We start from the raw sequence: 24,657 nt of genomic DNA, 5'->3' as shown, positions 1-24,657 counted from the left end.
CGCTCCTCGTGGGCGGGGTTGGCGTAGGCGTGCAGGAAGCAGACGCCCAGGGTGTCGATGCCCTTGGCCTTGAACCAGCGGGCGACCTCGCGGGCCTGCTCCTCGTCGAAGGGCCGGATCTCCTCGCCGGTGAAGTCGAGCCGGCCACCGACGCCCTTGACCAGGTCACGCGGGACGATCCGGTCCGGCTTCACCCAGAAGTAGGAGTTGCCGTAGCCGTCCGGCACGGACTGGCGGGCGATCTCGAGCATTGCCTCGTAGCCCGCGGTGGTGATGAACCCGAGGGCGTCGACCTTGCCCTCGAGCAGGCTGGTTGGTCGCCACGGTCGTCCCGTGGCTCACCGCCACCACGTCGCCGAACTCCGCACCCGCGATCCCGAGCACCTTGTCGATGCCCGCGAGGAACCCGTCAGCCGGGTTCGCCGGCGTGCTCGGGGTCTTCGTGGTGACCACGGTGCCACTGTCCTCGTCGAAGGCCACGACGTCGGTGAACGTGCCGCCGGTGTCGATGCCGATCCTGATCCGCCTCGCTGTCATGCCCCTTATTCAAGTGACCTGCGTCGCGCCGGACGACGGCATCTTCTGCCGACTGATGGGCCGATCGCGGGCAGATCTTGCCCGCGGGTCCCGGATCAGGGGCTCGCGCAGCCACTCGAACGCGCGGGCGACCTGCAGCAGGCGCAGGTCGGCGCCGTGCGGGGCGACGATCTGGACGCCGACGGGGAGTCCGTCGGGCGTCGTACCGGCGGGCACGGAGATGGCCGGGCAGCCGGTGACGGTGATGAAGTACGCCGAGCGCATCCAGTCCAGGTACGACGCCATCGGCTCGCCGTTGATCTCCGTCGGGAACTCCTGCTCCACCGGGAACGGCGGCACCTGGGAGACCGGCAGGATCAGCACGTCGTGCTCGGTGAAGAACTGCCGCATCGTCTCGGCGAGCGCGGTCCGCTGGGTGTAGGCACGCGCGACGTCGGCACCGGTGAGCGGTGCGCCGGCGCGGATGTTGTCGGCGAGCGAGGCCTTGAACGCGTCGGGGTGCTGCTCCAGCAAGGACCCGAGCTTTGGCCTGCATGTGCCAGGCGCGCAGGGTGCGGAAGGTGTCGTCGGCCGTCCCCAGGTCCGGGTACGACGACGCGACCCGCGCACCCGCGGCGGCGAACGTGCGTCCCGCCTCGGCCACCACCGCGGCCACCTGGTGGTCGACGGCGAAGGCGCCGCCGAGGTCGGTGCTGACGGCGACGCGGAGCGCGCGCAGGTCGGCGGGTGCCGGCCCGGCGAAGGTCGAGCCGGGGTCGCCGAGCGCGAGCGGGACCCGCGGGTCGGGGCCGGCGAGCACGGAGAGCAGCAGCGCCAGGTCTCCGACGTTGCGGGCCATCGGGCCGCCGACCGAGGTGGTCTCCCACTGGTTGTAGTGCGGCCACTCGGGCACCCGGCCCAGGCTGGGCCGCATCCCGACGACGCCGCAGAAGGACGCGGGGTTGCGCAGCGAGCCGCCCATGTCGGAGCCGTCCGCGAGCGGCACCATGCCCGCGGCGAGGGCGCAGGCCGCTCCCCCGCTGGACCCGCCCGCCGACCGGGACGGGTCGACCGGGTTGCGGGTCGTGCCGAAGACGGTGTTGAAGGTGTGCGAGCCGGCCGCGAACTCCGGCACGTTGGTCTTGCCGATCGTCACCGCACCGGCCGCGCGGACCCGCTCGACGAGCAAACTCGTCGTGGTCGGGGACGTGGTCGGCGTACAGCGGGGAGCCGAAGGTGGTGCGCCAGCCGGCCACCGTGTGGGTGTCCTTGAACGCGAACGGCAGCCCGTGCAGCGGGCCGACCGGCTTGCCGGACGCCAGGGCCTCGTCGGCGGCGAGGGCGCCGGCCCGGGCCCGCTCCTCGTCGAGGGAGACGATCGCGTTCGGACTCGGGGTTGCGCTCGGCGATCCGGTCCAGGTGCAGGCTCCAGCGAACTCACGGGCGGAGATCTCCCGCTCGCGGATCGCGCGGGCCTGCTCCCGCGCGGTGGCCTCGACGGTGAGGCCGCTCATCGACGACGGCCCAGCAGCCCGCCCACGATCACCCCGGCGAGCGCCAGCGCACCGCCGACCGCGACACCGGTGAGGAAGGACTGGCTGTCGCCACCGCCGATGCCACCGGCGGACGCGGCGGACCGGGGCGCGGACGCGGTGAAGACCGGCGCCTCGCCGGGGGCCGCGGGCTCGACCGAGGTGACCTCGGCGGGCAGCCCGTTGGCGATGACCTTCTCCACGTTGCCGAAGAACTCCGCCGCCATCCGGCGCGAGACGCTGGTGAGCATCCGCTGGCCGACGCCGCCGATCATGCCGCCGACGACCGCGTCGGCGTCGTACGTCAGACTCGGTCTGCTCGCCGGAGCCGGTGAAGCCGACGAGCACGGTGGCGTCGATGGTGCCGGGCGCGCCCGAACCCTTGAGCTTCATCGTCAGGCCCTCGCCCTGGCGCAGGTCCTGCAGCGTGCAGGAGCCGGAGTAGGTCCCGCGGATCGCGGCGACACCGGCGCTGACCGTCATCGCGTAGGCGTTCTCACCCGTCGCCTCGAGTTTGCTCGCAGCCCGGGATCGTCGCCACCAGCACCCGCGGGTCGAGGATGGCCTCCCAGACCTTGTCGACGGGGGCGGCGATGGTGTTCTGACCGGTGATCTTCATCGGGTCTCCTCGGACTGCGCGGACTGGGCGGCCGCCCGGAGCGCGAAGAGCCTCCGACGGCGAGATGGGCATGGCGGTGATGGTGATCCCCTCGGCGTCCTCGATCGCCGCGGCGAGCGCGGCCGAGCCGGGGATGACCCCCGCCTCGCCGGCGCCCTTGATGCCGAGCGGGTTCAGCGGGGACGGGGTCTCCAGGTGGTCGATGTCGATGTGCTCGGGGACCTCGGTGACGTAGGGCATCAGGAAGTCCATGAACGAGGCGTTGAGCAGGCTGGCCGGACTCGTCGTAGGCCATCCGCTCGTAGAGCGCTCCCCCGACGCCCTGCGCGACGCCGCCGTGGATCTGGCCCTCGACGATCATCGGGTTCACGACGTTGCCGCAGTCGTGGACGACGGCGTACTTCACGATCCTGATCTCCGCGGTGTCCGGGTCGGTCTCCACGATGACGGCGTGCATGCCGGAGGCGAAGGTCGCCCGCGGCGGGGAGTAGAAGTCCTTGCCCTCCAGGCCCGGCTCGTCGCCCTCGGCGACCGGCGGCTTGCCGGGGTCGCCGACGCTGAACTGGGTGGCGGCCTTGGAGGCCTCGTCGAAGGCGTAGCGCAGCGGGTTGGAGAGCACCGCGACCGTGCCGAGCGCGATGCTCGACTCCGGCGCGCCCTTGACGCTGACGACGCCGTCGACGATCTCCAGGTCCTCGACGGCGGCCTCGAGCGCGTCCGCGGCGATGCGCAGCGCCTTCTCCCGCGCCCGCAGCGCGGCCAGGTGGATCGCGGACCCGCTCATCACGGCCGCGCGCGAGGCGAAGGTGCCCACGCCGTAGCCCATCCGGCGGGTGTCGCCGGTGGTGATCTCGACGTCCTCGAAGGGGACGCCGAGCGCGTCCGCCACGATCTGCGCGAACGCCGTCTGGTGGCCCTGACCCTGGCTGGTCAGGCCGGTGGCGACCTTCACCTTGCCGGAGGTCTCGATGTGCACGTGCGCCCCCTCGTAGGGGCCGACGCCGGTGCCCTCGACGTAGCAGGCGAGCCCGATGCCGAGCCTGCGCCCGGCGGCGGCGGCCTCGGCACGCAGCGCGGGGAACTCGTCCCAGCCGACCAGCGCCTTGACCTTCTCCAGCATCTGCGGGTAGTCGCCGGAGTCGTACTCCAGGGCGCGCCCGTCCTGGAAGATCAGGCCGTGGTCGTAGGGGAACTCGTCGGGCTGGATGAAGTTCGCCGCCCGCACCTCCGCGCGGTCCTTGCCGAGCGCCGCGGCGATCGCGTCCATCGTGCGCTCCATGACGAAGCAGCCCTGCGGCCGGCCGGCGCCGCGGTAGGGGGTGACGATGACGGTGTTGGTGTAGAGCGAGTCGAAGCGCACCCGGTAGGCACCCGGCTTGTAGGGGCCGAGCAGGCTGGGTGGAGGTGATGATCGGGACGATCAGGCCGTACGGCGTGTAGGCGCCGTGGTCGTGCCAGAAGCGCACGTCCAGGCCGAGGATCCGGCCCTCGTCGTCGTAGCCGACGTCGACGTGGTGCACCTGCGCCCGCTCGTGCGCGGAGGAGATGAAGTGCTCACGGCGGTCCTCGGTGAACTTCACCGGCCGGCCGAGCGTCTTGGCGGCCAGCGGCACCAGCAGGCTCCTCGGGCCACGGGTGCACGATCTTGACGCCGAAGCCGCCGCCCACGTCGGGGGTGATCACGTCGACCTGGCCCAGGTCGAGGCCGAGCCTGGCGGCGATCGCCGCGCGCACGCCGGTCGAGGTCTGGGTGGAGGTCCACACCTGCAGGCGGTTCTGGTCGGGGTCCCAGCGTGCGGCGGTACCGCGGCCCTCCATCGGCATGCAGGCGCTGCGCTCGATGTCGAGGTCCAGGCTCAGCGTGTGCGGGGCCGCGGCGATGGCCGCCGGCGCGTCGCCGTTGGACTGCTCCGTCGTCGCCGCCACGTTGCCCGGTACGTCGTCGTGGACCAGGTGCTCGGCGGCACGTGCCGCCTCGATGCCCACCACGGCGGGCAGCGAACCGAACTCGACGGCGATCCGCGCGATGGCGTCCTCGGCGACGTACCGGTCCTCGGCGACGACGATCGCGATCGCCTCGCCGACGTAGTTGACCTCGTCCTTCGCGAGGGCGTACTGCGTGCGGCCCTCGGTGAGCGTGGGGTGCGGGATCAGCAGCGGCAGCGGCTCGGCCATCGCGCCGGTGAGGTCCTCGTGGGTCCACACCAGGTGCACGCCCTCGACGTCGAGCACGGCGTCCACGTCGATGGAGACGATGCGGGCGTGCGCGTGCGGGCTGCGCAGCACGGCGACGTGGAGGGCGTCGAGGGCCACGTCGTCGACGTAGCGGCCGGTGCCGCGGACGAGGCGGTCGTCCTCGACCCGCGGGACCTTCGCGCCGAACATCTTGGTCGTCATGCGGTCTCCTCGTCCCGGGCCAGGCTCGGCGGCGCGGCCGACGGCCTTGACGATGTTCTGGTAGCCCGTGCAGCGGCACAGGTTGCCGGCGACCATGTCGCGCGCCTCGTCCTCGGTGGGGTCGGGGTTCTCGGCGATGCCGGCGGTGATCGTGGTGAGGAAGCCCGGGGTGCAGAAGCCGCACTGCAGGCCGTGGCACTCGCGGAAGGCCTGCTGGACCGGGCCGAGCGATCCGTCGGGCCGGGCGAGGCCCTCCACGGTGGTGATCTCGTAGCCAGCCGCGGAGACCGCGAACATCAGGCAGGCCCGGGTCGGGGCGCCGTCGACGAGGATCGTGCACGCGCCGCAGACGCCGTGCTCGCAGCCGACGTGGGTGCCGGTGAGCCCGAGGTCGTGGCGCAGCGCGTCCGACAGCAACCGGCGCGCGGGCACCTTCACGTCGTGGCGGACCCCGTTGACGCTCAGGCTGGATCTCGTGGATCTGTTCGGTGCTCACGCCTGCTGCTCCTTTCGAGCGTTCTGGTACGCCGCGGTCACGACCCGCGCGGTCAGCACCCGGGCGAGGTGCGCGCGGTAGTCGGCCGTGGCGTGGATGTCGGTCTCCGGCTCCAGCACGGCGAGCGCCGCGTCCGCCGCGCGGTCGAGCGCGGCCGCGGTGACCTCGCCACCGAGCGCGTCGGTCAGGTCGACCACGGCGGGGACGTCGGACACCGAGAGGTAGCCGGCACGCACGTTCGTCACCCGGTCGCCGTCGACGGCGACCATCGCGGCGACGCCGCACATGGCGTAGTCACCGTGGCGGCGCGCGATCTCCTCGAAGGCGACCCCGGTGCCCGCGGCGAGAGCCGGGAAGAAGGCCTCCACCGCGATCTCGTCGTGGTGCAGGCTCGACTCGAGCGGTCCGACGTACAGGTCCTCGACGGCGATGGTGCGCCGTCCCTGCGGCCCGGTGACGTCCACCGAGCCCCCGAGCAGGCGCAGCACCATCGGCATCTCCGCGGCGGCGTCGGCGTGCACGAGCGAGCCGACCGTCGTACCTCGGTTGCGGATCGTCGCGTGCGCGACGTTGGCCAGCGCCAGGGACACCAGCGGCTGGACCCGGGCGACGCCCGGGTCGGCCAGCACCCGGGCATGCCGGGCCAGGGCGCCGATGCGGACACCGGAGGCGTCGGCGACGACGTGGTCCAGGCCGGGCAGCGCGTTGATGTCGACGAGCACGGCCGGCGCCGCCAGCCGCATCGACAGCAGCGGCACCAGGCTCTGGCCACCGGCGAGCACCTTGGCCTCCGGGTGCCCGGCCAGGGCCTGGAGGGCTTCCTCCAGGGTCCCCGGCCGGACGTAGTCGAACGGTGCGGGCTTCACAGCCTCTTCGTCACCTCTCCCGAAGTCGCGTCGGCCGTGCGGCCCTTGACCATGTGGAAGAACACGATGACCAGGATCGTGCCGAGGGCGATGCCGCTCAGGCCGAAGTCGTCGCTGAACTTCAGGGAGACCCCGCCGATGCCGGCGATGAGGCCGGCGGCGAGACCCACCATGTTGACCGGGTTGCCGAAGTCCACCCGGTTCTCGACCCAGATCTTCGCGCCCACCAGGCCGATCATCCCGTAGAGCACCACGGTGATGCCGCCCAGGACCCCGCCCGGCGTCGCGTTGACGATCGCGCCGAACTTCGGGCACAGGCCGAGCAGGATCGCCACGATGCCCGCGACGTAGTAGGCCGCCGTGGAGTAGACCTTGGTCGCACCCATGACGCCGATGTTCTCGGCGTACGTCGTGGTGGGCGAGCCACCGAAGGCACTGGCGAAGGCGGTCGCGAGGCCGTCGGCGCCGATGGCGCGGCCCATGTAGGGGTCGAGGTTCTCGCCGGTCATCTCGGCGACCGCCTTGACGTGGCCGGTGTTCTCCGCGATGAGGGCGATGACGCCCGGCAGGACGAGCAGGATGAAGGTGAGCGAGAAGGCTCGGGCCGTGGATGACCGAGACGCCGTCGCCGAGCCTTGCCGCTGGGGAAGCCGATCCAGTCCGCCGCCTTGACGCCGTCCCAGGACACGCGGTCGTGCTCGACGAGGGCGCCGTTGCTGCTGCCGGTGATCGAGTTGATGCTGCCGAAGACCTTGTCGGCGAGGACGGAGGCCACGTAGCCGAAGACGAGTGCGAGGAAGACCGCGATCCGCGACCAGAAGCCCGGCAGCAGCACGGCGGCCGCAACCATGAAGGCGGCGGTGAGCAGCGCGATCCACTGGTCCTGCGGCCAGTAGACGCCGGCGACCACGGGCGCCAGGTTGAAGCCGATCAGCATGACGACCGCACCGGTGACGGCGGGCGGCAGGATCGCGTGGATCAGCCGGGCTCCGGCGAAGTGGACGAGGACGCCGATGGCGGCGAGCACCAGACCCGCGACCAGGATCGCGCCGGTGACGTCGGCGGAGTCGCCGCCCTGGGTGCGGATCGCGGCGACCGCGGCGACGAACGACGCACTGGTGCCGAGGTAGGCTGGGGATCCGGTTGCTGCAGATCAGCAGGAAGCCGATCGTGCACACACCCGAGAGCATGATCGCGAGGTTGGCGTCCAGGCCCATCACGAGCGGGAACACGAACGTGGCGCCGAACATGGCGACCACGTGCTGGGCGCCGAGCCCGACGGTGCGGCCCCACGGGAGCCGCTGGTGCGGTCCGACCGCCTCACCGGGGGCCGGATTCACGACCTCCCACTTGAACATCGACATGGCTGTCCCTCCTTGTCCGGGCGGCCCGGGCGGGCTGCATCAGGGGCTCCCGAGAGGACCCAACCTATTGAGGCCCAGGTCACACCTCATTGGCCAGATTCGCCCGAAAGTGGGGCGGGGAGATGTGGGAACTTGCCCCTCGGGGTGCTTGCACGGCCGATCGGGCCGTCGGCGTAACGCGGGTGTAGCCCGGCGGACATCCCGGCTCGCCTACGCCGCTGCTAGCACCCTCAACGGCGGACGACCTCGAGCACCTTCAGCGCGACGGCGACGTCGAGGCGGAGGTTCTGGTCGGAGGCGACCGGGCCGAGCAGCCGCTCGAGCCTTCGCGACCCGGTAGCGCATGGTGTTGTAGTGGAAGAACTGCGTGCGCGCGGCCTCGGCCACGTTGAAGTTCGTGTTGAGCAGCACCTGCAGGGTCTCCCGCAGGGTCGCGGCCTCCTCGGTCGCGTCGGCCAGGCTCGCCGAGCACGTCGTGGGCGAAGGCACGCAGGCTCCTCGCTGTCGGGGACCATCGCGATCAGGCGGTGCAGGCCGAGGGTGTCGAACCACGTCGTACCGCCGCCACCGCCGACCCGGCGGCCGACCTCGACGGCGCGGCGGGCCTGGCCGTAGGCTCTCCGGCAGCCCGCCCACCCCGTCGCTCACCCGGCCCACGCCGGAGGAGAAGGGGCGGCGGCCGCCGCCCTTGTCACCGGCGACGGCGCGCACCAGGCGGCGGACCAGGGCGGCGGCCTCCTCCGGCTTCTCCGCGGGGAGGACGGCGACCACCTCGGAGCCGAAGTCCGCGACCGGGATGCTGCGGTCGGCGGAGCCGGCGACCTGGCGCCAGGCGTTGGCGAAGCGCTGCTGCCACTGACGCTGGTCCTCGACGCTGGCGTGCCCGGGCGCGGGGTCGAGCCTGCGCGACGACCACCACCATCGGGCCGCTCGACTCCCAGCCGAAGCCGACCACGTGCTCGCGGACGAACTCCTCCGATCCCGCACGGCGCAGGAAGATGTCGCGCAAGAAGTCGCCGCGGTACTTGTTCTCCACCGCCGAGACCGCCTGCTCGCGGGTGATCGCCAGGGCCACCGCGGTGGCGGCGCGCTGGAGGGCGAGTCTGCTCGACCGGCTCCAGGTCGCGCTCGACGACGGCGATCAGGTGGCCGAGGGCCTGGGTGGGAGCGGCGACCGCCAGCCGGTGGATCCGTACGTCGCCCAGGGGCGGGTTGTCGTCGCCCACCTCGTCGAGCCACTCCACCCGCAGCCGTCCGGTCTCGTCGGTGAGCTTGGCCTCCGCGATCCGGGCGCGGGTCGCGTCGTCCAAGCGGGCGGCCCGCTCGCGACCGTCGGTGGTGGTGACCGCGACCTGGGCGCGCAGCACCTCGCCGATGGTGCCGACGAGCTCGTCCAGGTCGGCGCCGGCGAGCACGAGCCTGGGCGAGGGACTCGGCGAGGTCATCCACGTGCATGAGGCCATCGTCCGCGATGAGGGCGGGCACGGCGCCTATCAACTGTTGCCCGTGTTCGGGGCCGACATTGGCAATGCTCACCATTCGATCCACGATAGCCCAGCACTAGCGTCCCAGGAGTGCCGCCTCCGACGACCTCCGCGACCCTGCCCGCGGCCCGGGTGGCGGGCGCCGGCAGCGCGGTCCTGCGGGGTCTGCTCGCCGGTGCTCCGCAGACCGGCACGGTCGTCCACGCCGGGGAGCACGCGGTCTACGCCCGCTTCCCGGTCGGGGTCGTCGGCGTGGTGGCCCGCAGCGCGGTCCACGTGCCCGCCGCGATCGCGACCACCCTGCTCCGCCTGCCCCCCGTCGCGGTCGGCGCACCGGCCCGGATCGGCGGCGGCACCCTCGACGCCGGCCCGCTCAGCGTCGGCGTGGACCGGCTCGTCGCGACCGACGCACCGCCGCTGCCGGACCCGGCCGCCGCGGCCGCGCTGCTCGCGCCGGCCCTGCCCGACCTCGCCGTCGTACGACGCCAGCCTGCCCTCCGACGCCCTCGACGCCCTCGCCGCGGGCGAGCCGGCGGCGGTCCTCGCACTGGTCGGCCGCGGGGACGGGCTGACGCCCGTCGGTGACGACGTGCTCGCCGGCTGGCTGGTGACCGCACGGGCCGCGGCCCGTGACCTCGCCGCAGTCGCAGCCGCCGTCGCCGCCGCGGCGCCGCGGACCACCGACCTCTCCGCGACCCTGCTGGCGCACGCCGCCACCGGCGCCGCCATCCCGCACTTCCGTGCCCTGCTGCTGGCGCTCGCCACCGGCACCGGCGTGACCCCGGCCGCCGCGGACCTCGTCGCGGTCGGCCACACCTCCGGCGCCGGGATGCTCCTCGGCGCCGCCCTCGCTCTCCCCCGTCCCGTCCCCCGAACCCGAGAAGGGAGTCCTCGATGACGCATCAGCACGTCGAGATCCGCTCCGGCGCCTACGCCGACAGCGTCGCACTGCTCCAGGTGAGCCGTGACGTCGCCGCCACACCCGGCGTCGCCGCCGCGCAGGTGGCGATGGCCACCGAGACTCAACGTGGAGGTGCTGCAGGGCATGGGCTTCACCCTGCCCGCCGCCTCGGCCAACGACATGGTCGTCGCGCTCCGGCTCGACGACGAGGACGCGCTTCCTGCCGCGCTCGCCGCCGTGGACGCCGCGCTGGCCGCGGTACGCGGCGGCTCGTCCGGTGGCGGCGAGGTGGCCGAGCCCGCGCGGACGACGGCATCCGCGCTGCGCCGTACCGGTGGGGGGCTGGCGCTCGTCTCCGTGCCGGGCGCCTCCGCGCTGGTCGAGGCGATGGACGCCCTCGACGCGGGCTGCGACGTGATGATCTTCAGCGACAACGTCCCGGTGGAGCAGGAGCCTGGCGCTCAAGCGGATCGCCCGCGACCGCGGCCTGCTCGTGATGGGCCCCGACTGCGGCACCGCCGTCGTCGGCGGCGTGGGCCTCGGCTTCGCCAACACCGTGACCCCCGGCAAGGTCGGCATCGTGGCCGCCTCCGGCACCGGCTGCCAGCAGGTGCTCGCCCTCCTCGACGCCGCGGGCGTCGGGGTCGCCGCCGCGCTCGGCGTCGGTGGCCGCGACCTGTCCGCCGCGATCGGCGGGATCTCCACCACCACCGCGCTGGAGCGCCTCGATGCCGACCCCACGGTCGAGCACATCGTGGTCGTCTCCAAGCCCCCGGCGGCGGAGGTCGCCGCCTCCGTGGAGCGGTACGCCGACGGCCTGGCCACTCCGGTGCGCTTCGCCCTGCTCGGCGAGGGCCAGCCGGACCTCACCACCCAGGTGGAGGCGCTGCTCGGCGACCTCGGCGTCGACGTGCCGGAGTGGCCCACGTGGGGCACCGCGGCGGAGCCCGCCGACGGCGGCGCGCTGCGCGGTCTCTTCGTCGGCGGCACCCTGTGCGACGAGGCGATGCTGCTGGCCGCCGCGGAGCCTGGGCGGGATCCGCAGCAACATCCCGCTCTCCGACGATCTCGCCCTCGACAGCAGCCTGCTGAGCCCGGGGCACCTGATGATCGACTTCGGCGACGACGGCCTCACCCGTGGCCGGGCGCACCCGATGATCGACCCGACCCTGCGCCTGGAGCACCTGGCGAAGGTCGCGGCGGACCCCGAGACCGCGGTGGTCCTGCTCGACGTGGTCCTGGGCCACGGCGCGGAGGCCGACCCCGCCGCCGGCCTGGCACCGGCGATCGCGGCGGCGCGGGCCGCGCGCGACGTACCGGTCGTCGTGGCGTGCGTCGGCACGTCCGCCGACCAGCAGGACCTGACCCGTCAGGCCGAGGCGCTGGCGGCTGCCGGCGCCGAGGTCCACCTGTCCAACGCCGCCGCCACCCGCCGTGCGGTCGCCCTCGCCACCGGAGCCTGCCCGATGAACCCCAGCCAGTCCCCCGCCGGCGTCGCCACCGCCGGTGCCGACATGTTCGCCGACGCCGTCGCCGCGCAGGCCGTCCCGGTCGAGCGGGTCGCCTGGCAGCCGCCGATGGACGGCACCGCCGAGGACCTCGCCACCGTCGCCGCCGACCCGCTGCGCCGCGACGCCAACGCCCTCGCGGTCTCCCGGATGCTCGACGTGCAGGCCATGCTCGTCGGCGTCGCGCCGGCCTCGGAGTCTGCTCGGCCTGGAGAAGGGCCAGTTCCTGCACGCCGGACCGCCCATCGAGTGGTCGCGCGCGTCCGGCCCGCTGCGCGGCGCGCTGATGGGCGCCGCCGCCTTCGAGGGCCTCGTCGAGGATCCCGAGGACGCCGAGAAGGCTCTTCGCCGACGGCGGTGAGGTCTCGCTCGAGCCGTGCCACCACCGCAGCGCGGTCGGCCCGATGGCCGGCGTCGTGTCGCCGTCGATGTGGATGTTCGTGCTCGAGGACCCGGCGACCGGCAAGCGCACCTACTGCTCGCTCAACGAGGGTCTCGGCAAGGTGCTGCGGTACGGCGCCTACGGGCCCGAGGTGCTGGAGCGGCTGCGCTGGATGCGCGACGTCCTGGGCCCGCTGCTGGGCGAGGCGGTCACCGCCGCGGGGCCGGTCGACGCGACCGCGATCCTCGGCCAGATGCTGCAGATGGGCGACGAGGCGCACAACCGCAACCGCGCCGGCACGCTGATGCTGCTGCGCGACCTGGCGCCGTCGCTCGTGCGCTCCTCGCGCAGCGCCGAGGAGGTGGCCGAGGCGTTCGCGTTCATGGGCGGCAACGACCACTTCTTCCTCAACATCGCCATGCCCGCCTGCAAGGCTGGCGCTCGACGCGGCGCGCGACGTTCCGGGCTCGACGATGGTGGTCGCGATGGCCCGCAACGGCACGGACTTCGGGATCCAGGTCTCCGGCACCGGCGACCAGTGGTTCACCGGTCCGGCGCAGGCTCGCCGACGGGCTCTTCCTCGGCGACTACGGCCCCGACGACGCCAACCCCGACATCGGCGACTCCGCGATCACCGAGACCGCCGGCATCGGCGGCTTCGCGATGGCCGCCGCGCCCGCCATCGTCCGCTTCGTCGGCGGCACCGTGCCGGACGCGCTGGCCACCAGCCGCCGGATGCGCGAGATCACCATCGGCGAGAACGACCGCTGGCCGATCCCGGTGCTCGACTTCGCCGGTGCCGCGACCGGCATCGACGTCACCTCGGTGTGCCGGACCGGGATCCTGCCCCAGATCAACACCGGCATGGCCGGCAGGGTCGCGGGCGTGGGCCAGGTCGGCGCCGGGCTGGTGACGCCGCCGGCGTCGATCTTCCCGGCCGCGCTCGCCGAGTCGGCGCGTCGTACCCGCGACCGGGGCCAGGACTGACGCGCGGGCTCAGGCCTTCTTGGCCGCGCGCACGAAGAGCGTGAGCAGGGTCGTCACGACGGCCTTGAGCGCGGCCTGCTCGACGAGCGGCACGCGCTGGCCGGCGGTGAGCGTCCACGTGACGCGGGTCCCGTCGCCGGCCGGCGCGAGCGTGACCTCGCCGCTGTAGTCGCGGAACGGCACGCCGCTCAGGGCCTTGTAGCCGAGCACGTGGTCCGGGTCGAAGCGGGTGATCTCCTCAACGATGGCCGGCGCGGGCCCGGGCGCCTTGATCGAGCGGACCGCGCCGACGCCGTTGCGCTCGGGGGTCCCCTCGCGGGTGATGGTGACCGTCATGCCCGGGCCCCACGAGGCCATCGCCTCGTGGTCGGCCAGCGCCGCCCAGACCTTGTCGACGGGAAGCGGGAGGGTGGCCGTGGCGGTTGCCTGCATGCCGGGCATCGTAGGCGCGATCCGGGGGCGCGCGCCGTGACGGTGCTCACCTCTTGGGGCTCACTCCTCGGGGCTCACCCCTCGGCCTCAGCCCTGGCGCATCTTCGCCAACCGGGAGCGCAGCGCGCCCACCCGGTCGGCGTTCGCCTTCGACTCGACATAGGTCTCGCCGTAGGTCCACAGCAGCGCGTCGTCCAGCCGTCGTACGGCGCCCGGCGGGTAGCGGTAGTCCATCCGCTCCGCCAGCAGGTCGGCGTCGATCCCCCGCAGCACGTCACCCAGCGCCGCGAGCGAGGTGATCCCCAGGCTCCAGCACCAGCGCGGCGATCCACTCGTAGTGGTCGGTGCGCGAGGGCGGCGCGTCGGCGTACTGCCCGGCGAGGAAGGCGGCCAGGCTCGCGCGGCGGGATCCGCGGGTCGTCGTCGGCCACGTCCGCGCCGGAGGCGGTGACGCCCTGCTGGATCCGCTGCCGGATCGTGGAGAACTCGCGGTCCGCGAGCTCCAGCAGCCCGGCCGCGAGCGTGAAGCGGCGGTCGAAGTCGGGCACGTGCTCGTCGGGGATGGTGCCCTTGTAGCGGATGTCGTGCTCGAACTCCGCCCACGCGTGCTGCAGCACGGTGCGGATCTGGATCTGCGCGATCCGGTCCATGCCCTCCACGTCGATGAGCAGGTGGCGGCTGGCGTAGCCGAAGCGCCCCTCGCTGGCGGTCTCCTGCCCCATGTCGCGGTCGTCGATGACGGTCGCCTCGTCGGCGAGCAGGTCAGCGACGGCCTGCACGTCGGCGTGCACGTAGGTGATCACCCGCACGCCCACCTGGTCGGTGATCTCGCGCAGCGGGTCGGTGAAGACCGGGCGGCCGCCCACCGTGCGGGCGGCCTTCGCGGCGAAGGAGTTCACCGACTTCGCCCGGCCGGTCACGGTGAGGTAGTTGATGCCGGCCTCGTCGAGGACCCGGGTCACCAGGTCGACGTACTGGTCGGTGGCGGCGCTCAGCGCGGGCCAGCCCTCGGCGTACTCCCGGACGGCGGCGCCGAGGTCCAGGCCCGCGGGCGCACTCCCCCGCGGCGTCGGCGCCAGGTCGGCGGGCAGCGTGGGGGTGACGATGTAGCCGGTCTCCAGGTCGCCGTACGTCGTGGTGTCCTGCGGCCGGCGGTCGGCGAAAAGCCCGATGTAGGCGCAGATCACCGCGTCCACCTGGTCCTCCACGACCCGCAGGCTCGCTCTTGCGCCCGGCCTGCTCGACCGCGGAGCGCAGCGCCCGCCACGGCGGGCCGTCCACGTGCAGCGCCGGGTCGGCGTCGGCCATCCCCTCGACGAGGTGCACCAGCGCGAGCAAGCTCGGCGCGCAGCCGATCCAGGTCGCGACCGGGCTTGTTCTTGTACTTCAGCGTCCGGCCGAGCCGGAAGAGCGCGACCGTCGCCGGGTGCGGGTAGACCTCGATCGCCCGCCGGGCGCGGCCCGAGCGCGGGTTGATGTCCAGGCCGAGCCGCGCCGCGACCCGGGCCGCGCGGGGCTGGTCGCGGAACTCCGGCTTCCCGGTGTTCGAGGGGTGCGCGCCGGCGTCGAAGCGGGCGAAGTCCTTGTTGAGCGCCGCCTCGGCGGGCCGGTTGCCGCTCGGGTTCCGCACGATCAGCGGTGCGTCCAGCGCGACCAGGCAGTCCCCCCTGGACGTACGGCGCCACCAGGGCCTCGATCTCGTCGTCACCGCGCGCCGCACCCACCGCCAGCAGGTGGCCGGCGGCGTCCAGCACCGCCACGCCCGTGGGCTGGCGCTCGCCCCAGGCCAGGTCGACGCCGACGTAGTACATGCCGCGACCCTATGCTGTCGCCATGTCCGGCCGCCCGGAACCGCCCCTGCCGGAGGAGCCCACCTGGGCGCTCTACGACGAGCCGGCGCCGGCCCGTCGCCGCACCGGCGTGCTGCTCGGCGCGGGTCTCGCGGTGCTGCTCGCCGGTGGCGCGGCGTGGTCGCTGGCCACCAGCGACCCGGAGCCGCCCACCACGACGTCGCGCACCGTGACCGAGGTCGACTCCGACTCCCACGCCGACGTGCAGCGCTTCACCTCCGCGGGCACCGACCGGCTGGTCGCGGCACTGCGGGGCCGGACCGGGTCCACGCAGGTGCTGGAGGCGATCCTGTTCCCCGGCACGGCGGTCCTGGTCGTGCCCGGCGCGGGCACCCCGCAGCGCTGGGAGTGGGACGGCGAGCACCTGCGCCACGCCGGCACCGGCGCATCCTTCCGCGAGCCCTTCGACCTCACGAGGGTCGACGGCGACCTCCTCGGCCGGCTCTGCGGTGACCCCACGCAGGCCTGCACCGTCGTGGCGGGCCGGCCGCTCGCCGGGCAGGGCGACGCGTGGCTGACCGTCACGGGCGGGGACGGCGTGCGTCGTACCGATCTGCGGGGCGGGGCGGCCTGAGCCTCAGCGCACGCCCCAGGAGTAGGTCTGCTTGCGCAGCCGCAGGTAGACCAGCGTCTCGGTCGAGATCACGCCCGGGATGCTGCGGATCCCGCGGGAGATGATCTCCAGCAGGTGGTCGTCGCTCTCGCACACGACCTCGGCGAGGACGTCGAAGGATCCGGCGGTGATCACGACGTAGTCGACCTCGTCGATCGCGGCGAGGGCGTCGGCGATCGGCTCGAGCTCGCCGGTGGCCCTGATCCCGATCATCGCCTGGCGCGCGAAGCCCATCTCGACCGGGTCGGTGACCGCGACGACCTGCATCACCCCGCCGTCGACGAGGCGCTGCACGCGCTGGCGCACGGCGGCCTCGGAGAGCCCGACGGCCTTGCCGATGGCGGCGTACGAGCGCCGGCCGTCCTCCTGCAGGCTCGGCGATGATCGCCTTGGAGACGTCGTCCAGCGGAGCGGGCTTGGGCTTGGTCACCCGGGGATCCTCACAGGTCACGCCGCCTTCACGCAACGTGCATGTTCGGATTCCGTTGCGATCACGTCAACTGTCGACGGAATCCCTTGTCATGTGACCCACCTCATGTCACGATGCGCAGACCGACGCAGGAGGTGGGAGAGCCTTGGGAGGACCGGGCATCAGCCGGCGGACCGCGTTGCGCGGAGGGGCAGGGGTCGCGTTCGGCGCGGCCAGCCTGGCCGCGCTGCCCTTGTTCCGCACGCCGGACCGCAAGCAGGACCCCGCGTCCTGCACGACGCGCGACCTGTCCGGCTCGGACCGGCGCCTGGTCGTGTCGAACTGGCCGGGCTACATGGACGAGGACGGCGACGGGGCGGTCTCCACGCTGACGGAGTTCCAGCGTCGTACCGGCATCGAGGTGGACTACACCGCCGACGTCAACGACAACACCGAGTTCTTCGCCAAGGTCGTCAACCAGGCTCGGCTCGTGCCAGAGCCTCCAAGCGGGACATGTTCATGCTCACCGACTGGATGGCCGCACGGATGATCCAGGTCGGCTGGATCCAGCCGCTGGACAAGGCCAAGGTGCCCAACCTGCACGCCAACCTCATCGACTCCCTGGCGCACGTGGGCTGGGACGAGGACCGGACCTACTCCGCGCCCTGGCAGAGCGGCCTGACCGGCATCGCCTACAACAAGAAGAAGGTCAAGGAGGTGCGCTCCTTCGAGGAGCCTGCTCTCCCGCAAGGACCTGCGCGGCCGGGTCACCCTGCTCAAGGAGATGCGCGACACGATGGGGCTGACCCTGCTCTCCCAGGGCGCGGACCCCGCCGACTTCACCGATGCCCAGTGGCAGGACGCCGTGGACCGGGTGCGCAAGGCCCGCAGCGACGGGCAGATCCGCGCCTTCACGGGCAACGAGTACATCCAGGACCTGGCGGCCGGCAACGTGCTCGCGTGCGAGGCCTGGTCCGGCGACGTCGCCGCCGCCGACGACCCGAACCTGGTCTTCGTCGCGCCCGAGGAGGGCCAGATGATCTGGGCCGACAACATGCTCGTGCCCAACCTGGCGACCCACCAGGGCAACGCCGAGAAGTGGATCGACTACTACTACGAGCCTGAGGTCGCGGCGCGGCTCGCGGCGTACGTCTGGTACATCTGCCCGGTCAAGGGCGCCCGTGAGGCCATGGAGAAGGTCGACCCCGACCTCGTCGACAACGAGCCTGATCTTCCCGAGCGCCGAGTCGCTGGCCACGACCCATTCGTTCATGGCCCTGGAGGAATTCAAGGTCCGCGCCTACGAAGGAGATTTCGCCGATGTCACTGGCGGCTGACCACCCTGCCCGCAACCTGCGGCTGACCGCGCTGACCAAGGAGTTCGCGACCTTCACCGCCGTACGGGAGCCTGGACCTGGAGGTCCCGGCGGGCACCTTCTTCGCCCTGCTCGGGCCGTCCGGCTGCGGCAAGACCACCACGCTGCGGATGGTCGCCGGCCTGGAGACGCCGACGTCCGGCTCGATCCACCTGGGCGAGGACGACATCACCTGGGAGAAGCCCTACCGGCGCCCGGTCAACACGGTCTTCCAGAACTATGCGCTCTTCCCCCACCTCGACATCCACGAGAACGTCGCCTTCGGCCTGCGCCGTCGCAAGGTCAAGGACGTCGACCGGCAGGTCGGCGACATGCTCGAGTCTGGTCGAGTCTGGAGGCGCAGGCGAAGAAGAAGCCGCCGCAGCCTGTCCGGCGGCCAGCAGCAGCGGGTCGCGCTGGCCCGGGCGCTGATCAACCGCCCCGAGGTGCTGCTGCTCGACGAGCCGCTGGGTGCCCTCGACCTCAAGGCTGCGCCGGGCCATGCAGATCGAGATCAAGCGGATCCAGACCGAGGTCGGCCTCACCTTCGTGCACGTCACGCACGACCAGGAGGAGGCGATGACGATGGCCGACACGATCGCGGTGATGAACGGCGGCGTGATCGAGCAGATGGGCTCCCCCACCGAGGCTCTACGAGAACCCCCGCACCACCTTCGTCGCCAACTTCCTCGGCCAGTCCAACCTCATCCCGGGCACCGTGACCGGCGAGGCGGGCGACGTCGTACGGGTGGACATGCACGGCACCCAGGTCTCCATCCCCGCCGAGCGGGCCCACGTCCGGGCGGGCAACGGCTGGATCGGCGTGCGTCCGGAGAAGGTGCTCGTCGCGCCCGAGGGCGAGCCGATCGACGCCCCCGGCAACCACCTTCCGGGCGGGGTGATCACCGACGTCGCCTTCGTCGGGGTGAGCACGCAGTACCTGGTCCGGATGCCCTGGGGCCAGGAGGCTGATGTCCTTCGAGCAGAACACCGGGCGGCGCCCGATCCTCGCCCCCGGCACCAAGGTCGACGTCTCCTGGCGCCCGGAGTTCGCCTTCCTGCTGCCCGCCGACCAGGACGTCAACGCGGGCGTGCTGGAGGAGGCCTGATGCGCCGGGGGAGGTACACCGGCTACTGGCTGATGCTGCCGGCGGCGCTGTGGCTGGCCCTCTTCTTCGTCATCCCGTTCTACTCGCTGCTGGCCACCAGCCTCTACGACCCGCAGGGCTCGGTGCTGACGGGGTACGACGTGACGTACCACGTCGCGAACTTCGCCGACGTGCTGCGCGAGCACTGGGACGAGTCTGTGGCGCTCGCTCTGGTACGCCGGGCTGGCCACCCTGATCTGCCTCGTCCTCGGCTATGTGCTCGCCTATGCGATCGCCTTCAAGGCCGGCCGGTGGCGCACCTTCCTGCTGGTCCTGGTGATCGCACCCTTCTTCACCAGGCTTCCTGGTCCGCACCCTGTCCTGGAAGCCTGATCCTCGCCGACGACGGCTTCATCGTGGACGCGCTCCAGACCGTGCACCTGCTCGGTGAGGACGGCCGCCTGCTGGCCACCCCGGTCGCGGTGATCGCGGGCCTGGTCTACAACTTCCTGCCGTTCATGGTCCTGCCCCTCTACGCCAGCCTGGAGAAGATCGACGGCCGGCTGGTCGAGGCCGCCGGCGACCTCTACGCCTCCCCCGCGCGCGGCTTCCTCAAGGTCACCCTGCCGCTGTCGATGCCCGGTGTCGTCGCCGGGACGCTGCTCACCTTCATCCCCGCGGCTGGTGACTACATCAACGCCGAGTCTGCTGGGCAGCACCAACCAGCGGATGGTCGGCAACGTCATCCAGGACCTCTTCACCGACTCGAACGACTACGCCGCCGCGGGCGCGCTGTCGGTCACCCTCATGGCGATCATCGTGGCGATGGTCGTGGTCTACATCCGCAAGGCGGGGACGGAGGAGCCTGCTGTGAACGGACTCCAGCGGGCCGGCCGGTGGGTCGGCGACCACCTCGTCCTCGCGCTCGGCGCGCTGGTGCTCGTCTACATGTTCGTGCCGATCGCGATCGTCATGCTGATGAGCCTTCAACGACAACAGCGGCTCGCGGAACGTCTACGCCTTCCAGGGCTTCACCCTGCACAACTGGACGAACATGTGCGGCCCCGACGGCATGTGCGAGGCGGTCCTGCGGAGCATCGGCATCGGCCTGGCCGCCACCCTGGTCGCCACTGTTCTCGGCACGCTGGCCGCCTTCGCGCTGGTCCGCCACGACTTCCGCGGCCGCTCGGCGATGAACACCATCATCTTCCTGCCGATGGCCTCCCCCGAGATCGTGATGGGCTCCTCGCTCCTCGCGCTCTTCGTCGCCGCCCACCAGGGTGGACGGCTCGGTCTCGTCACGATCTTCATCGCGCACGTGATGTTCTGCCTGTCGTTCGTGATCGTGACCGTCAAGGCCCGCCTCGCCGGGCTGGACGCGAACCTGGAGCAGGCCGCGATGGACCTCTACGCCAGCGAGGCCACCACCTTCTGGCGGATCACCTTCCCGCTCGCCTTCCCCGGGATCGCGGCGGCCGCGCTGCTGAGCTTCTCGCTGTCCTTCGACGACTTCATCATCACCAACCTGAACGCCGGCCAGACCGTCACCTTCCCGATGTACGTCTGGGGCGTGCACCAGCGCGGCGTGCCGATGCAGGTCAACGTGATCGGCACGATCATGTTCCTGGTCTCGCTGCTGATCGTCCTCGGCAACATGATGGCGACCCGCAGGAAGCCCGCCTGAGCCCGATGCATCGGCGAAACCGATGACTTGCGCCAAAAGGATCCGTTTGCCAGAGAGGTGAGCCCGTCACGACCATGGTGGCGCGCCTCACAACCTTTGGAGAACCACCATGACCGATCAGTCCGTCGTCGAGAAGCACACCATCGGCTACGTCCCGCCCGAGGACCGCCACGGCAAGGTGCGCGACCTCTTCACCCTGTGGTTCGGGACGAACATCGCCCCCCTGCCCGTCGTCACCGGCGCTGCCGGCGTCACCGTCTTCGGCCTCGACCTCTACTGGTGCCTGGCCGCCGTCGTGGTCGGCCACCTCGTGGGAGGCGTCTTCATGGCGCTGCACTCCGCACAGGGCCCGCAGATGGGCATCCCGCAGATGATCCAGAGCCGCGGGCAGTTCGGCTCCTACGGCGCCCTCATCGTCGTCGTCATCGCCGCGGTCATGTACCTCGCGTTCTTCGCCTCCAACATCGTCCTCGCCGGGCAGTCCCTGCACGGGATCGCCGACCCGATCCCGGTCGAGGCCGGCATCGTGCTCGGTGCGCTGGGCTCGGGCCTGATCGCCGTCATCGGCTACAAGGTCATCCACGCGCTCAACAAGGTCGCCACCTGGGTGCTGGGCATCGGCATCGTGCTGGGCACCGTCGCGATCTTCGTCGCCGGCGTGCCCGCGGGCTTCTGGACCCAGGGCGGCTACAGCACCGCCGGCTTCCTGGCGACGATCTCGCTCGGCGCCCTGTGGCAGATCGCCTTCGCGCCGTACGTCTCCGACTACTCGCGCTACCTGCCCGCCGACGTCGGGGTCCGGGCGACCTTCAACGCGACCTACCTCGGCTGCACCCTCGGCTCGATCCTGCCCTTCGCCTTCGGCGCGATCGTCGCCCTGGCGATGAAGCCGGGCGTCGAGGTGATGACCGGCGTCCGTGACACCACCGGCGCCTTCGGCACGCCGCTGCTCGTGCTCTTCCTGCTCTCGGTGATCAGCCACAACGCCCTCAACCTCTACGGCACCGTGCTCTCGATCATCACCTGCGTGCAGACCTTCGTCGCCCGCTGGATCCCCACGGCGCGCAGCCGCCTCGTGCTGTCGCTCGTGGTGATGGCCGCGTCGACCTACTTCGCCATCGGCGTCTCCGGCGACTTCATCGGGCACTTCGTCGACATCGTGCTCGCGCTGCTCGTCGTGCTCGTGCCGTGGACCGCGATCAACCTGATCGACTTCTACCTGATCCACCACGGCAGCCTACGACATGGACTCGATCTTCGCCGCCGACGGTGGCATCTACGGACGCTTCAACGGCCAGGCGATCATCGCCTACGTCATCGGCATCCTCGTCCAGGTCCCGTTCATGGCCACGCCGCTCTACACCGGGCCGGTCGCCGACAGGCTCGACGGCGCCGACCTGAGCCTGGATCATCGGGCTCGTCGCCACCGCGCCGGTCTACTACCTGCTGGCGCGCGGCCGGAAGCTCGCCCCGAGCGAGCCTGGCCCCGGTGGCGGCGCACGCCTGAGCGTCCCTCGGCAACCGCACCCGGCGGGCAGGTCGCGTCAGCGACCTGCCCGCCGCCGTGCTGCTCTGACCGAGGAGCGGACGAAGGCCTGCGCGCGGGCGGTGAGGCGCACGCCCCGCATCGACGACAGCACGACCTCGAGAGGCTCCACGGGGTCGGTGATCTCGAGCGTGACGACCTCCGCGCCGTCGTACGTCGTGGGGCTGGCCGGGCGCTGGTTGAGCACCGACCAGCCCTGGCCGTTGGCGACCATCGCCCGGACCGTCTCGAAGCCGGCGCTGCGGTGCCGGATCTCGGGGTGGAAGCCGGCCGACTCGACGATGCGCGCGAGGTAGTCCCCGCTGTGCGGCAGGTCGAGGAGCACCATCGGGTCGCCCGCGAGCCTCCTTCAGCGCGACCTTCTTGCGGCGCGCGAGCCGGTGTCCCCGGCCGACGAGCACGTAGGGCGCGGCGAGGCCCACCCGCACGTGGTCGATGTCGTCGTCGAGGTCGTAGCCGTACATGAGCGCCAGGCTCGCAGCGTCCCGAGCGCAGGGCGTGCTTGAGCGCGGCGTGCTCGTCCTCCACGACGGAGACCCGGATGCCGGGGTGGTCGGCCTCGCAGGCGGCGAGCAGACGCGGCGACTCGAAGGGGCCGAGCGTCGTGAAGCAGCCGACGGCGAGGTCGCCGACGAGCGCCTGGCCCGCGGACCGGGCGACCTCGACCAGGCTCGGTGGTGTGCACGAGGTAGCTGCGCAGCTCGCGGTGGAACTCCTCGCCGGCCGCCGTCAGCGTCAGCCCCCGCGCGTGGTGACGCAGCAGCAGCCTGGACGCCGAGGCTCCTTCTCCAGGCTGCGCGACGGCCGTCGAGACGGCGGACTGCGACACCATGAGACTGCTTCGAGGCGGCCGTCATGCTGCCGAGCCTCGGCGGCCGCGGCGAAGTACCGCAGCCTGCGTCAGGGTGAAGGCAGGGTCGGCCATGGCGACCATCCTGCCGGAACTCATTCCGGGACGGCGTCGGACGCGTCGAGGTTCGCGAGCGCCTCGGGACGCAGCAGGGCGTCGAGGACGGCCGGGTCGAGCCCGCCGGTGGCGAGGGCCAGGTCGCGGACGGCACCTGCCCCGCTCAGCGCGGCCTTGGCGATCTCCGCCGAGCGGGCATAGCCCAGCAGCGGGGTGAGCGCCGTGGCGAGCCCCGCGTTGGCGGCCGCGGACGCGGCCAGGCTTCGCCGGGTCGACCGTGATGCCGTCGACGCACAGGCTCACGCAACGCGTCGAAGGCGGCGGCGGTCCAGGAGAAGCCCTGGAGCAGGCCGTGCCCCATGACCGGCTCGAACGCGTTGAGCTGCAGGCTGGCCGGCCTCGGCCGCCATCGTGACGGTGAAGTCGTTGCCGATCACCCAGAAGGCCACCTGGTTGACCATCTCCGGGATGACCGGGTTCACCTTGCCGGGCATGATGCTCGACCCCGCCTGGCGGGCCGGGAGCCTGGAGCTCGCCGAGGCCCGCCTGCGGGCCGGAGCCCAGCAGCCGCAGGTCGTTGCAGATCTTGGACGCCTTGACGACGATCCGCTTCAGCACGCCGGAGACCTGCACGAAGGCGCCGGTGTCGCCGGTGGCCTCGACCAGGTCGCCCGCTCCGACGACGGGCAGGCCAGTGATGTCGGCGAGGTGCTGCACCGCGCGGCGCCGGTAGTCGGGGTGGGCGGTGATGCCGGTGCCGATCGCCGTCGCGCCGAGGTTGATCTCGCAGAGCAGCGCGCGCGAGTCGGCGAGGCGGGCCAGGCTCCTCGCGCAGGGTCGTGGCGAAGGCGCCGAGCCTCCTGCCCGACGGTCATCGGGACCGCGTCCTGGAGCCTGCGTGCGGCCGATCTTGGGGATGGCGCGGAACTCCGCCGCCTTGCGTGCGAAGGAGCCGGCCAGCGCATCCGTCGCCTCGGCGAGCACGTCGATCGCGGCGACCAGCGCCAGGCGCACGGCGGTCGGGTAGACGTCGTTCGTCGACTGGCAGCGGTTGACGTGGTCGAGCGGGTGGACCTCGTCGTAGTGCCCGAACGGCAGGCTGAGGATCTCCAGCGCCCGGTTGGCGATCACCTCGTTGGCGTTCATGTTCGTCGAGGTGCCGGCGCCGCCCTGGATGACGTCGACGACGAACTCCTCGTCGAGCACGCCGTCGCGGACCTCCTGCGCGGCCGCGGCGATCGCGTCGTACCGGCGGTCGTCGAGCAGGCCCGACTCGTGGTTGGCCCGGGCCGCGGCGAGCTTGACCGCACCGAGCGCGGCGACGAGCTCGCGGTGCGCGCCGACAGGCGTGCCGCTGATCGGGAAGTTCCGCACGGCGCGGGCCGTGTGGACGCCCCAGTAGGCGGTCGCGGGGACGTCGAACGGGCCGAGCGAGTCGTGCTCGGTGCGCGTCAGTGGGACGTCGAGGGCGCTCATCGTGCGCTCGCCTCGCCGGCGACGTCGAGCGCCGTCCAGGCCAGCGCGGTCGCGGCGTCGAGGATCGCCCGCTCGGCGTCCCCGCCGACGCAGTGCGCGGCGAACTCGGGCTGGTGGTTGAGGGCGGACCCGGAGCCGATGCCGACGTAGGGGTGGATCGCGTTCACGACCTGGGAGACGTTGCCCATGTCCGTGGACGCCCGGTTCATCCGGCGGGCGGGCGAGCGGTCGTCGAAGACCCGGCC

24 protein-coding genes and 9 pseudogenes are annotated in these 24,657 nt (G+C 72.3%); 13 read left to right on the top strand and 20 right to left on the bottom strand.

Features of this window, described 5'->3' with window-relative positions:
- Positions 1-35: 35 nt before the first annotated feature.
- The 11 genes and pseudogenes from G5V59_RS01865 to G5V59_RS01815 form a co-directional block, all read right to left on the bottom strand.
- Positions 36-251 (bottom strand): annotated as a pseudogene (locus G5V59_RS01865) (hydantoinase/oxoprolinase N-terminal domain-containing protein); the annotation flags it as partial.
- On the bottom strand, positions 166-537 hold the full coding sequence (locus tag G5V59_RS01860; protein WP_278255393.1) for a hydantoinase/oxoprolinase N-terminal domain-containing protein: 372 nt from the start codon (positions 535-537) through the stop codon (positions 166-168). The pseudogene G5V59_RS01865 and the gene G5V59_RS01860, both read right to left, overlap by 86 nt.
- 9 nt (positions 538-546) lie before the next feature.
- A complete protein-coding gene (locus G5V59_RS01855) occupies positions 547-927 on the bottom strand; it encodes an amidase family protein (RefSeq protein WP_278255392.1) in 381 nt (126 codons plus the stop codon).
- A 250-nt stretch (positions 928-1,177) separates the two neighbouring features.
- A pseudogene (locus G5V59_RS35475) lies at positions 1,178-1,672 on the bottom strand (amidase family protein); the annotation flags it as partial.
- A 109-nt stretch (positions 1,673-1,781) separates the two neighbouring features.
- Positions 1,782-2,030, bottom strand: a pseudogene (locus G5V59_RS35470) (amidase); the annotation flags it as partial.
- 497 nt (positions 2,031-2,527) lie between these two features.
- Entirely contained in the window at positions 2,528-4,027 is a 1,500-nt protein-coding gene (locus G5V59_RS01845; protein WP_278255390.1) for a molybdopterin cofactor-binding domain-containing protein, read from the bottom strand.
- 100 nt (positions 4,028-4,127) lie between these two features.
- A pseudogene (locus tag G5V59_RS01840) lies at positions 4,128-4,247 on the bottom strand (molybdopterin cofactor-binding domain-containing protein); the annotation flags it as partial.
- Complete coding sequence (locus tag G5V59_RS35465) at positions 4,222-5,502, bottom strand: 2Fe-2S iron-sulfur cluster-binding protein (protein ID WP_341350815.1); 1,281 nt, start codon at positions 5,500-5,502, stop codon at positions 4,222-4,224. The pseudogene G5V59_RS01840 and the gene G5V59_RS35465, both read right to left, overlap by 26 nt.
- A gap of 54 nt (positions 5,503-5,556) precedes the next feature.
- Positions 5,557-6,426 carry an FAD binding domain-containing protein gene (locus G5V59_RS01825; RefSeq protein ID WP_278255389.1) on the bottom strand — a complete coding sequence of 290 codons (870 nt, stop codon included), beginning with the start codon at positions 6,424-6,426 and terminating at the stop codon, positions 5,557-5,559.
- 44 nt (positions 6,427-6,470) lie between these two features.
- Positions 6,471-7,790: pseudogene (locus tag G5V59_RS01820) on the bottom strand (solute carrier family 23 protein); the annotation flags it as partial.
- A 210-nt stretch (positions 7,791-8,000) separates the two neighbouring features.
- A complete protein-coding gene (locus tag G5V59_RS01815) occupies positions 8,001-9,245 on the bottom strand; it encodes a helix-turn-helix domain-containing protein (RefSeq protein ID WP_278255388.1) in 1,245 nt (414 codons plus the stop codon).
- A gap of 119 nt (positions 9,246-9,364) precedes the next feature.
- Between G5V59_RS01815 and G5V59_RS01810 the strand changes: the two genes are divergently transcribed.
- The 5 genes from G5V59_RS01810 to G5V59_RS01790 all read left to right on the top strand — a co-directional run bounded on the left by G5V59_RS01810 (position 9,365) and on the right by G5V59_RS01790 (position 13,052).
- Positions 9,365-9,859: a hypothetical protein gene (locus G5V59_RS01810; RefSeq protein ID WP_278255387.1), complete on the top strand. Its 495-nt coding sequence runs from the start codon at positions 9,365-9,367 to the stop codon at positions 9,857-9,859.
- A gap of 4 nt (positions 9,860-9,863) precedes the next feature.
- Positions 9,864-10,172, top strand: coding sequence for a DUF2877 domain-containing protein (locus tag G5V59_RS01805; protein WP_278255386.1), 309 nt, complete (start codon positions 9,864-9,866; stop codon positions 10,170-10,172).
- Positions 10,169-10,672, top strand: a complete 504-nt coding sequence (locus tag G5V59_RS01800; protein ID WP_278255385.1) for a hypothetical protein — start codon at positions 10,169-10,171, stop codon at positions 10,670-10,672. Before G5V59_RS01805 ends, G5V59_RS01800 begins: the two co-directional genes overlap by 4 nt.
- Positions 10,672-11,970, top strand: a complete 1,299-nt coding sequence (locus G5V59_RS01795) for a hypothetical protein (protein WP_278255384.1) — start codon at positions 10,672-10,674, stop codon at positions 11,968-11,970. Before G5V59_RS01800 ends, G5V59_RS01795 begins: the two co-directional genes overlap by 1 nt.
- Positions 11,971-12,059: 89 nt before the next feature.
- Entirely contained in the window at positions 12,060-13,052 is a 993-nt protein-coding gene (locus G5V59_RS01790; RefSeq protein WP_278255383.1) for a hypothetical protein, read from the top strand.
- 9 nt (positions 13,053-13,061) lie between these two features.
- Here G5V59_RS01790 and G5V59_RS01785 read toward each other — a convergent pair whose 3' ends face one another.
- Positions 13,062-13,484, bottom strand: a complete 423-nt coding sequence (locus tag G5V59_RS01785) for an SRPBCC family protein (RefSeq protein WP_278255382.1) — start codon at positions 13,482-13,484, stop codon at positions 13,062-13,064.
- Between the two features lie 74 nt (positions 13,485-13,558).
- Positions 13,559-15,295, bottom strand: coding sequence for a DUF429 domain-containing protein (locus G5V59_RS35460; RefSeq protein ID WP_341350814.1), 1,737 nt, complete (start codon positions 15,293-15,295; stop codon positions 13,559-13,561).
- Between the two features lie 22 nt (positions 15,296-15,317).
- Here G5V59_RS35460 and G5V59_RS01770 point away from each other — a divergent pair, with 22 nt between their 5' ends.
- Entirely contained in the window at positions 15,318-15,908 is a 591-nt protein-coding gene (locus G5V59_RS01770; protein WP_278255381.1) for a hypothetical protein, read from the top strand.
- Positions 15,909-15,911: 3 nt separating this feature from the next.
- On the opposite strand, the gene G5V59_RS01765 is transcribed toward G5V59_RS01770, so the two are convergent.
- The gene (locus G5V59_RS01765) at positions 15,912-16,253 is read right to left on the bottom strand and encodes an Lrp/AsnC family transcriptional regulator (RefSeq protein ID WP_278255380.1); all 342 of its coding nucleotides are present in this window, start codon (positions 16,251-16,253) and stop codon (positions 15,912-15,914) included.
- 302 nt (positions 16,254-16,555) lie between these two features.
- On the opposite strand from G5V59_RS01765, the gene G5V59_RS01760 reads away from it, so the two are divergent.
- From G5V59_RS01760 to G5V59_RS01730, 7 genes and pseudogenes are all read left to right on the top strand, one after another.
- On the top strand, positions 16,556-16,906 hold the full coding sequence (locus G5V59_RS01760; RefSeq protein WP_278255379.1) for a hypothetical protein: 351 nt from the start codon (positions 16,556-16,558) through the stop codon (positions 16,904-16,906).
- 234 nt (positions 16,907-17,140) lie between these two features.
- Positions 17,141-17,719 (top strand): extracellular solute-binding protein, encoded by a 579-nt coding sequence (locus G5V59_RS01755; RefSeq protein ID WP_341350813.1) that lies wholly within the window; start codon positions 17,141-17,143, stop codon positions 17,717-17,719.
- Between the two features lie 45 nt (positions 17,720-17,764).
- Positions 17,765-18,121: pseudogene (locus tag G5V59_RS01750) on the top strand (ATP-binding cassette domain-containing protein); the annotation flags it as partial.
- Between the two features lie 91 nt (positions 18,122-18,212).
- Positions 18,213-18,683, top strand: coding sequence for a hypothetical protein (locus tag G5V59_RS01745; protein ID WP_278255378.1), 471 nt, complete (start codon positions 18,213-18,215; stop codon positions 18,681-18,683).
- Positions 18,577-19,455, top strand: a pseudogene (locus G5V59_RS01740) (hypothetical protein); the annotation flags it as partial. The gene G5V59_RS01745 and the pseudogene G5V59_RS01740, both read left to right, overlap by 107 nt.
- A gap of 416 nt (positions 19,456-19,871) precedes the next feature.
- Positions 19,872-20,483: an ABC transporter permease gene (locus G5V59_RS01735; protein WP_278255377.1), complete on the top strand. Its 612-nt coding sequence runs from the start codon at positions 19,872-19,874 to the stop codon at positions 20,481-20,483.
- A 109-nt stretch (positions 20,484-20,592) separates the two neighbouring features.
- Complete coding sequence (locus tag G5V59_RS01730) at positions 20,593-21,990, top strand: cytosine permease (protein ID WP_278255376.1); 1,398 nt, start codon at positions 20,593-20,595, stop codon at positions 21,988-21,990.
- A 37-nt stretch (positions 21,991-22,027) separates the two neighbouring features.
- On the opposite strand, the pseudogene G5V59_RS01725 reads toward G5V59_RS01730, so the two are convergent.
- From G5V59_RS01725 to G5V59_RS01700, 6 genes and pseudogenes are all read right to left on the bottom strand, one after another.
- Positions 22,028-22,363 (bottom strand): annotated as a pseudogene (locus tag G5V59_RS01725) (LysR substrate-binding domain-containing protein); the annotation flags it as partial.
- Positions 22,364-22,378: 15 nt separating this feature from the next.
- Positions 22,379-22,858 carry a hypothetical protein gene (locus tag G5V59_RS01720; RefSeq protein WP_278255375.1) on the bottom strand — a complete coding sequence of 160 codons (480 nt, stop codon included), beginning with the start codon at positions 22,856-22,858 and terminating at the stop codon, positions 22,379-22,381.
- Positions 22,859-22,974: 116 nt separating this feature from the next.
- Positions 22,975-23,118 (bottom strand): hypothetical protein, encoded by a 144-nt coding sequence (locus tag G5V59_RS01715; RefSeq protein ID WP_278259574.1) that lies wholly within the window; start codon positions 23,116-23,118, stop codon positions 22,975-22,977.
- Between the two features lie 117 nt (positions 23,119-23,235).
- Positions 23,236-23,430 (bottom strand): hypothetical protein, encoded by a 195-nt coding sequence (locus tag G5V59_RS01710; protein WP_278259573.1) that lies wholly within the window; start codon positions 23,428-23,430, stop codon positions 23,236-23,238.
- Between the two features lie 94 nt (positions 23,431-23,524).
- Positions 23,525-24,505, bottom strand: a pseudogene (locus tag G5V59_RS01705) (lyase family protein); the annotation flags it as partial.
- Positions 24,409-24,621, bottom strand: coding sequence for a hypothetical protein (locus G5V59_RS01700; protein ID WP_278260257.1), 213 nt, complete (start codon positions 24,619-24,621; stop codon positions 24,409-24,411). The gene G5V59_RS01700 and the pseudogene G5V59_RS01705, both read right to left, overlap by 97 nt.
- Between the last annotated feature and the right edge of the window lie 36 nt (positions 24,622-24,657).

It is taken from the genome of Nocardioides convexus (assembly GCF_011090295.1).
Note: the sequence above shows the minus strand (reverse complement) of the source record. Positions and strands in the feature narration are given on the sequence as shown.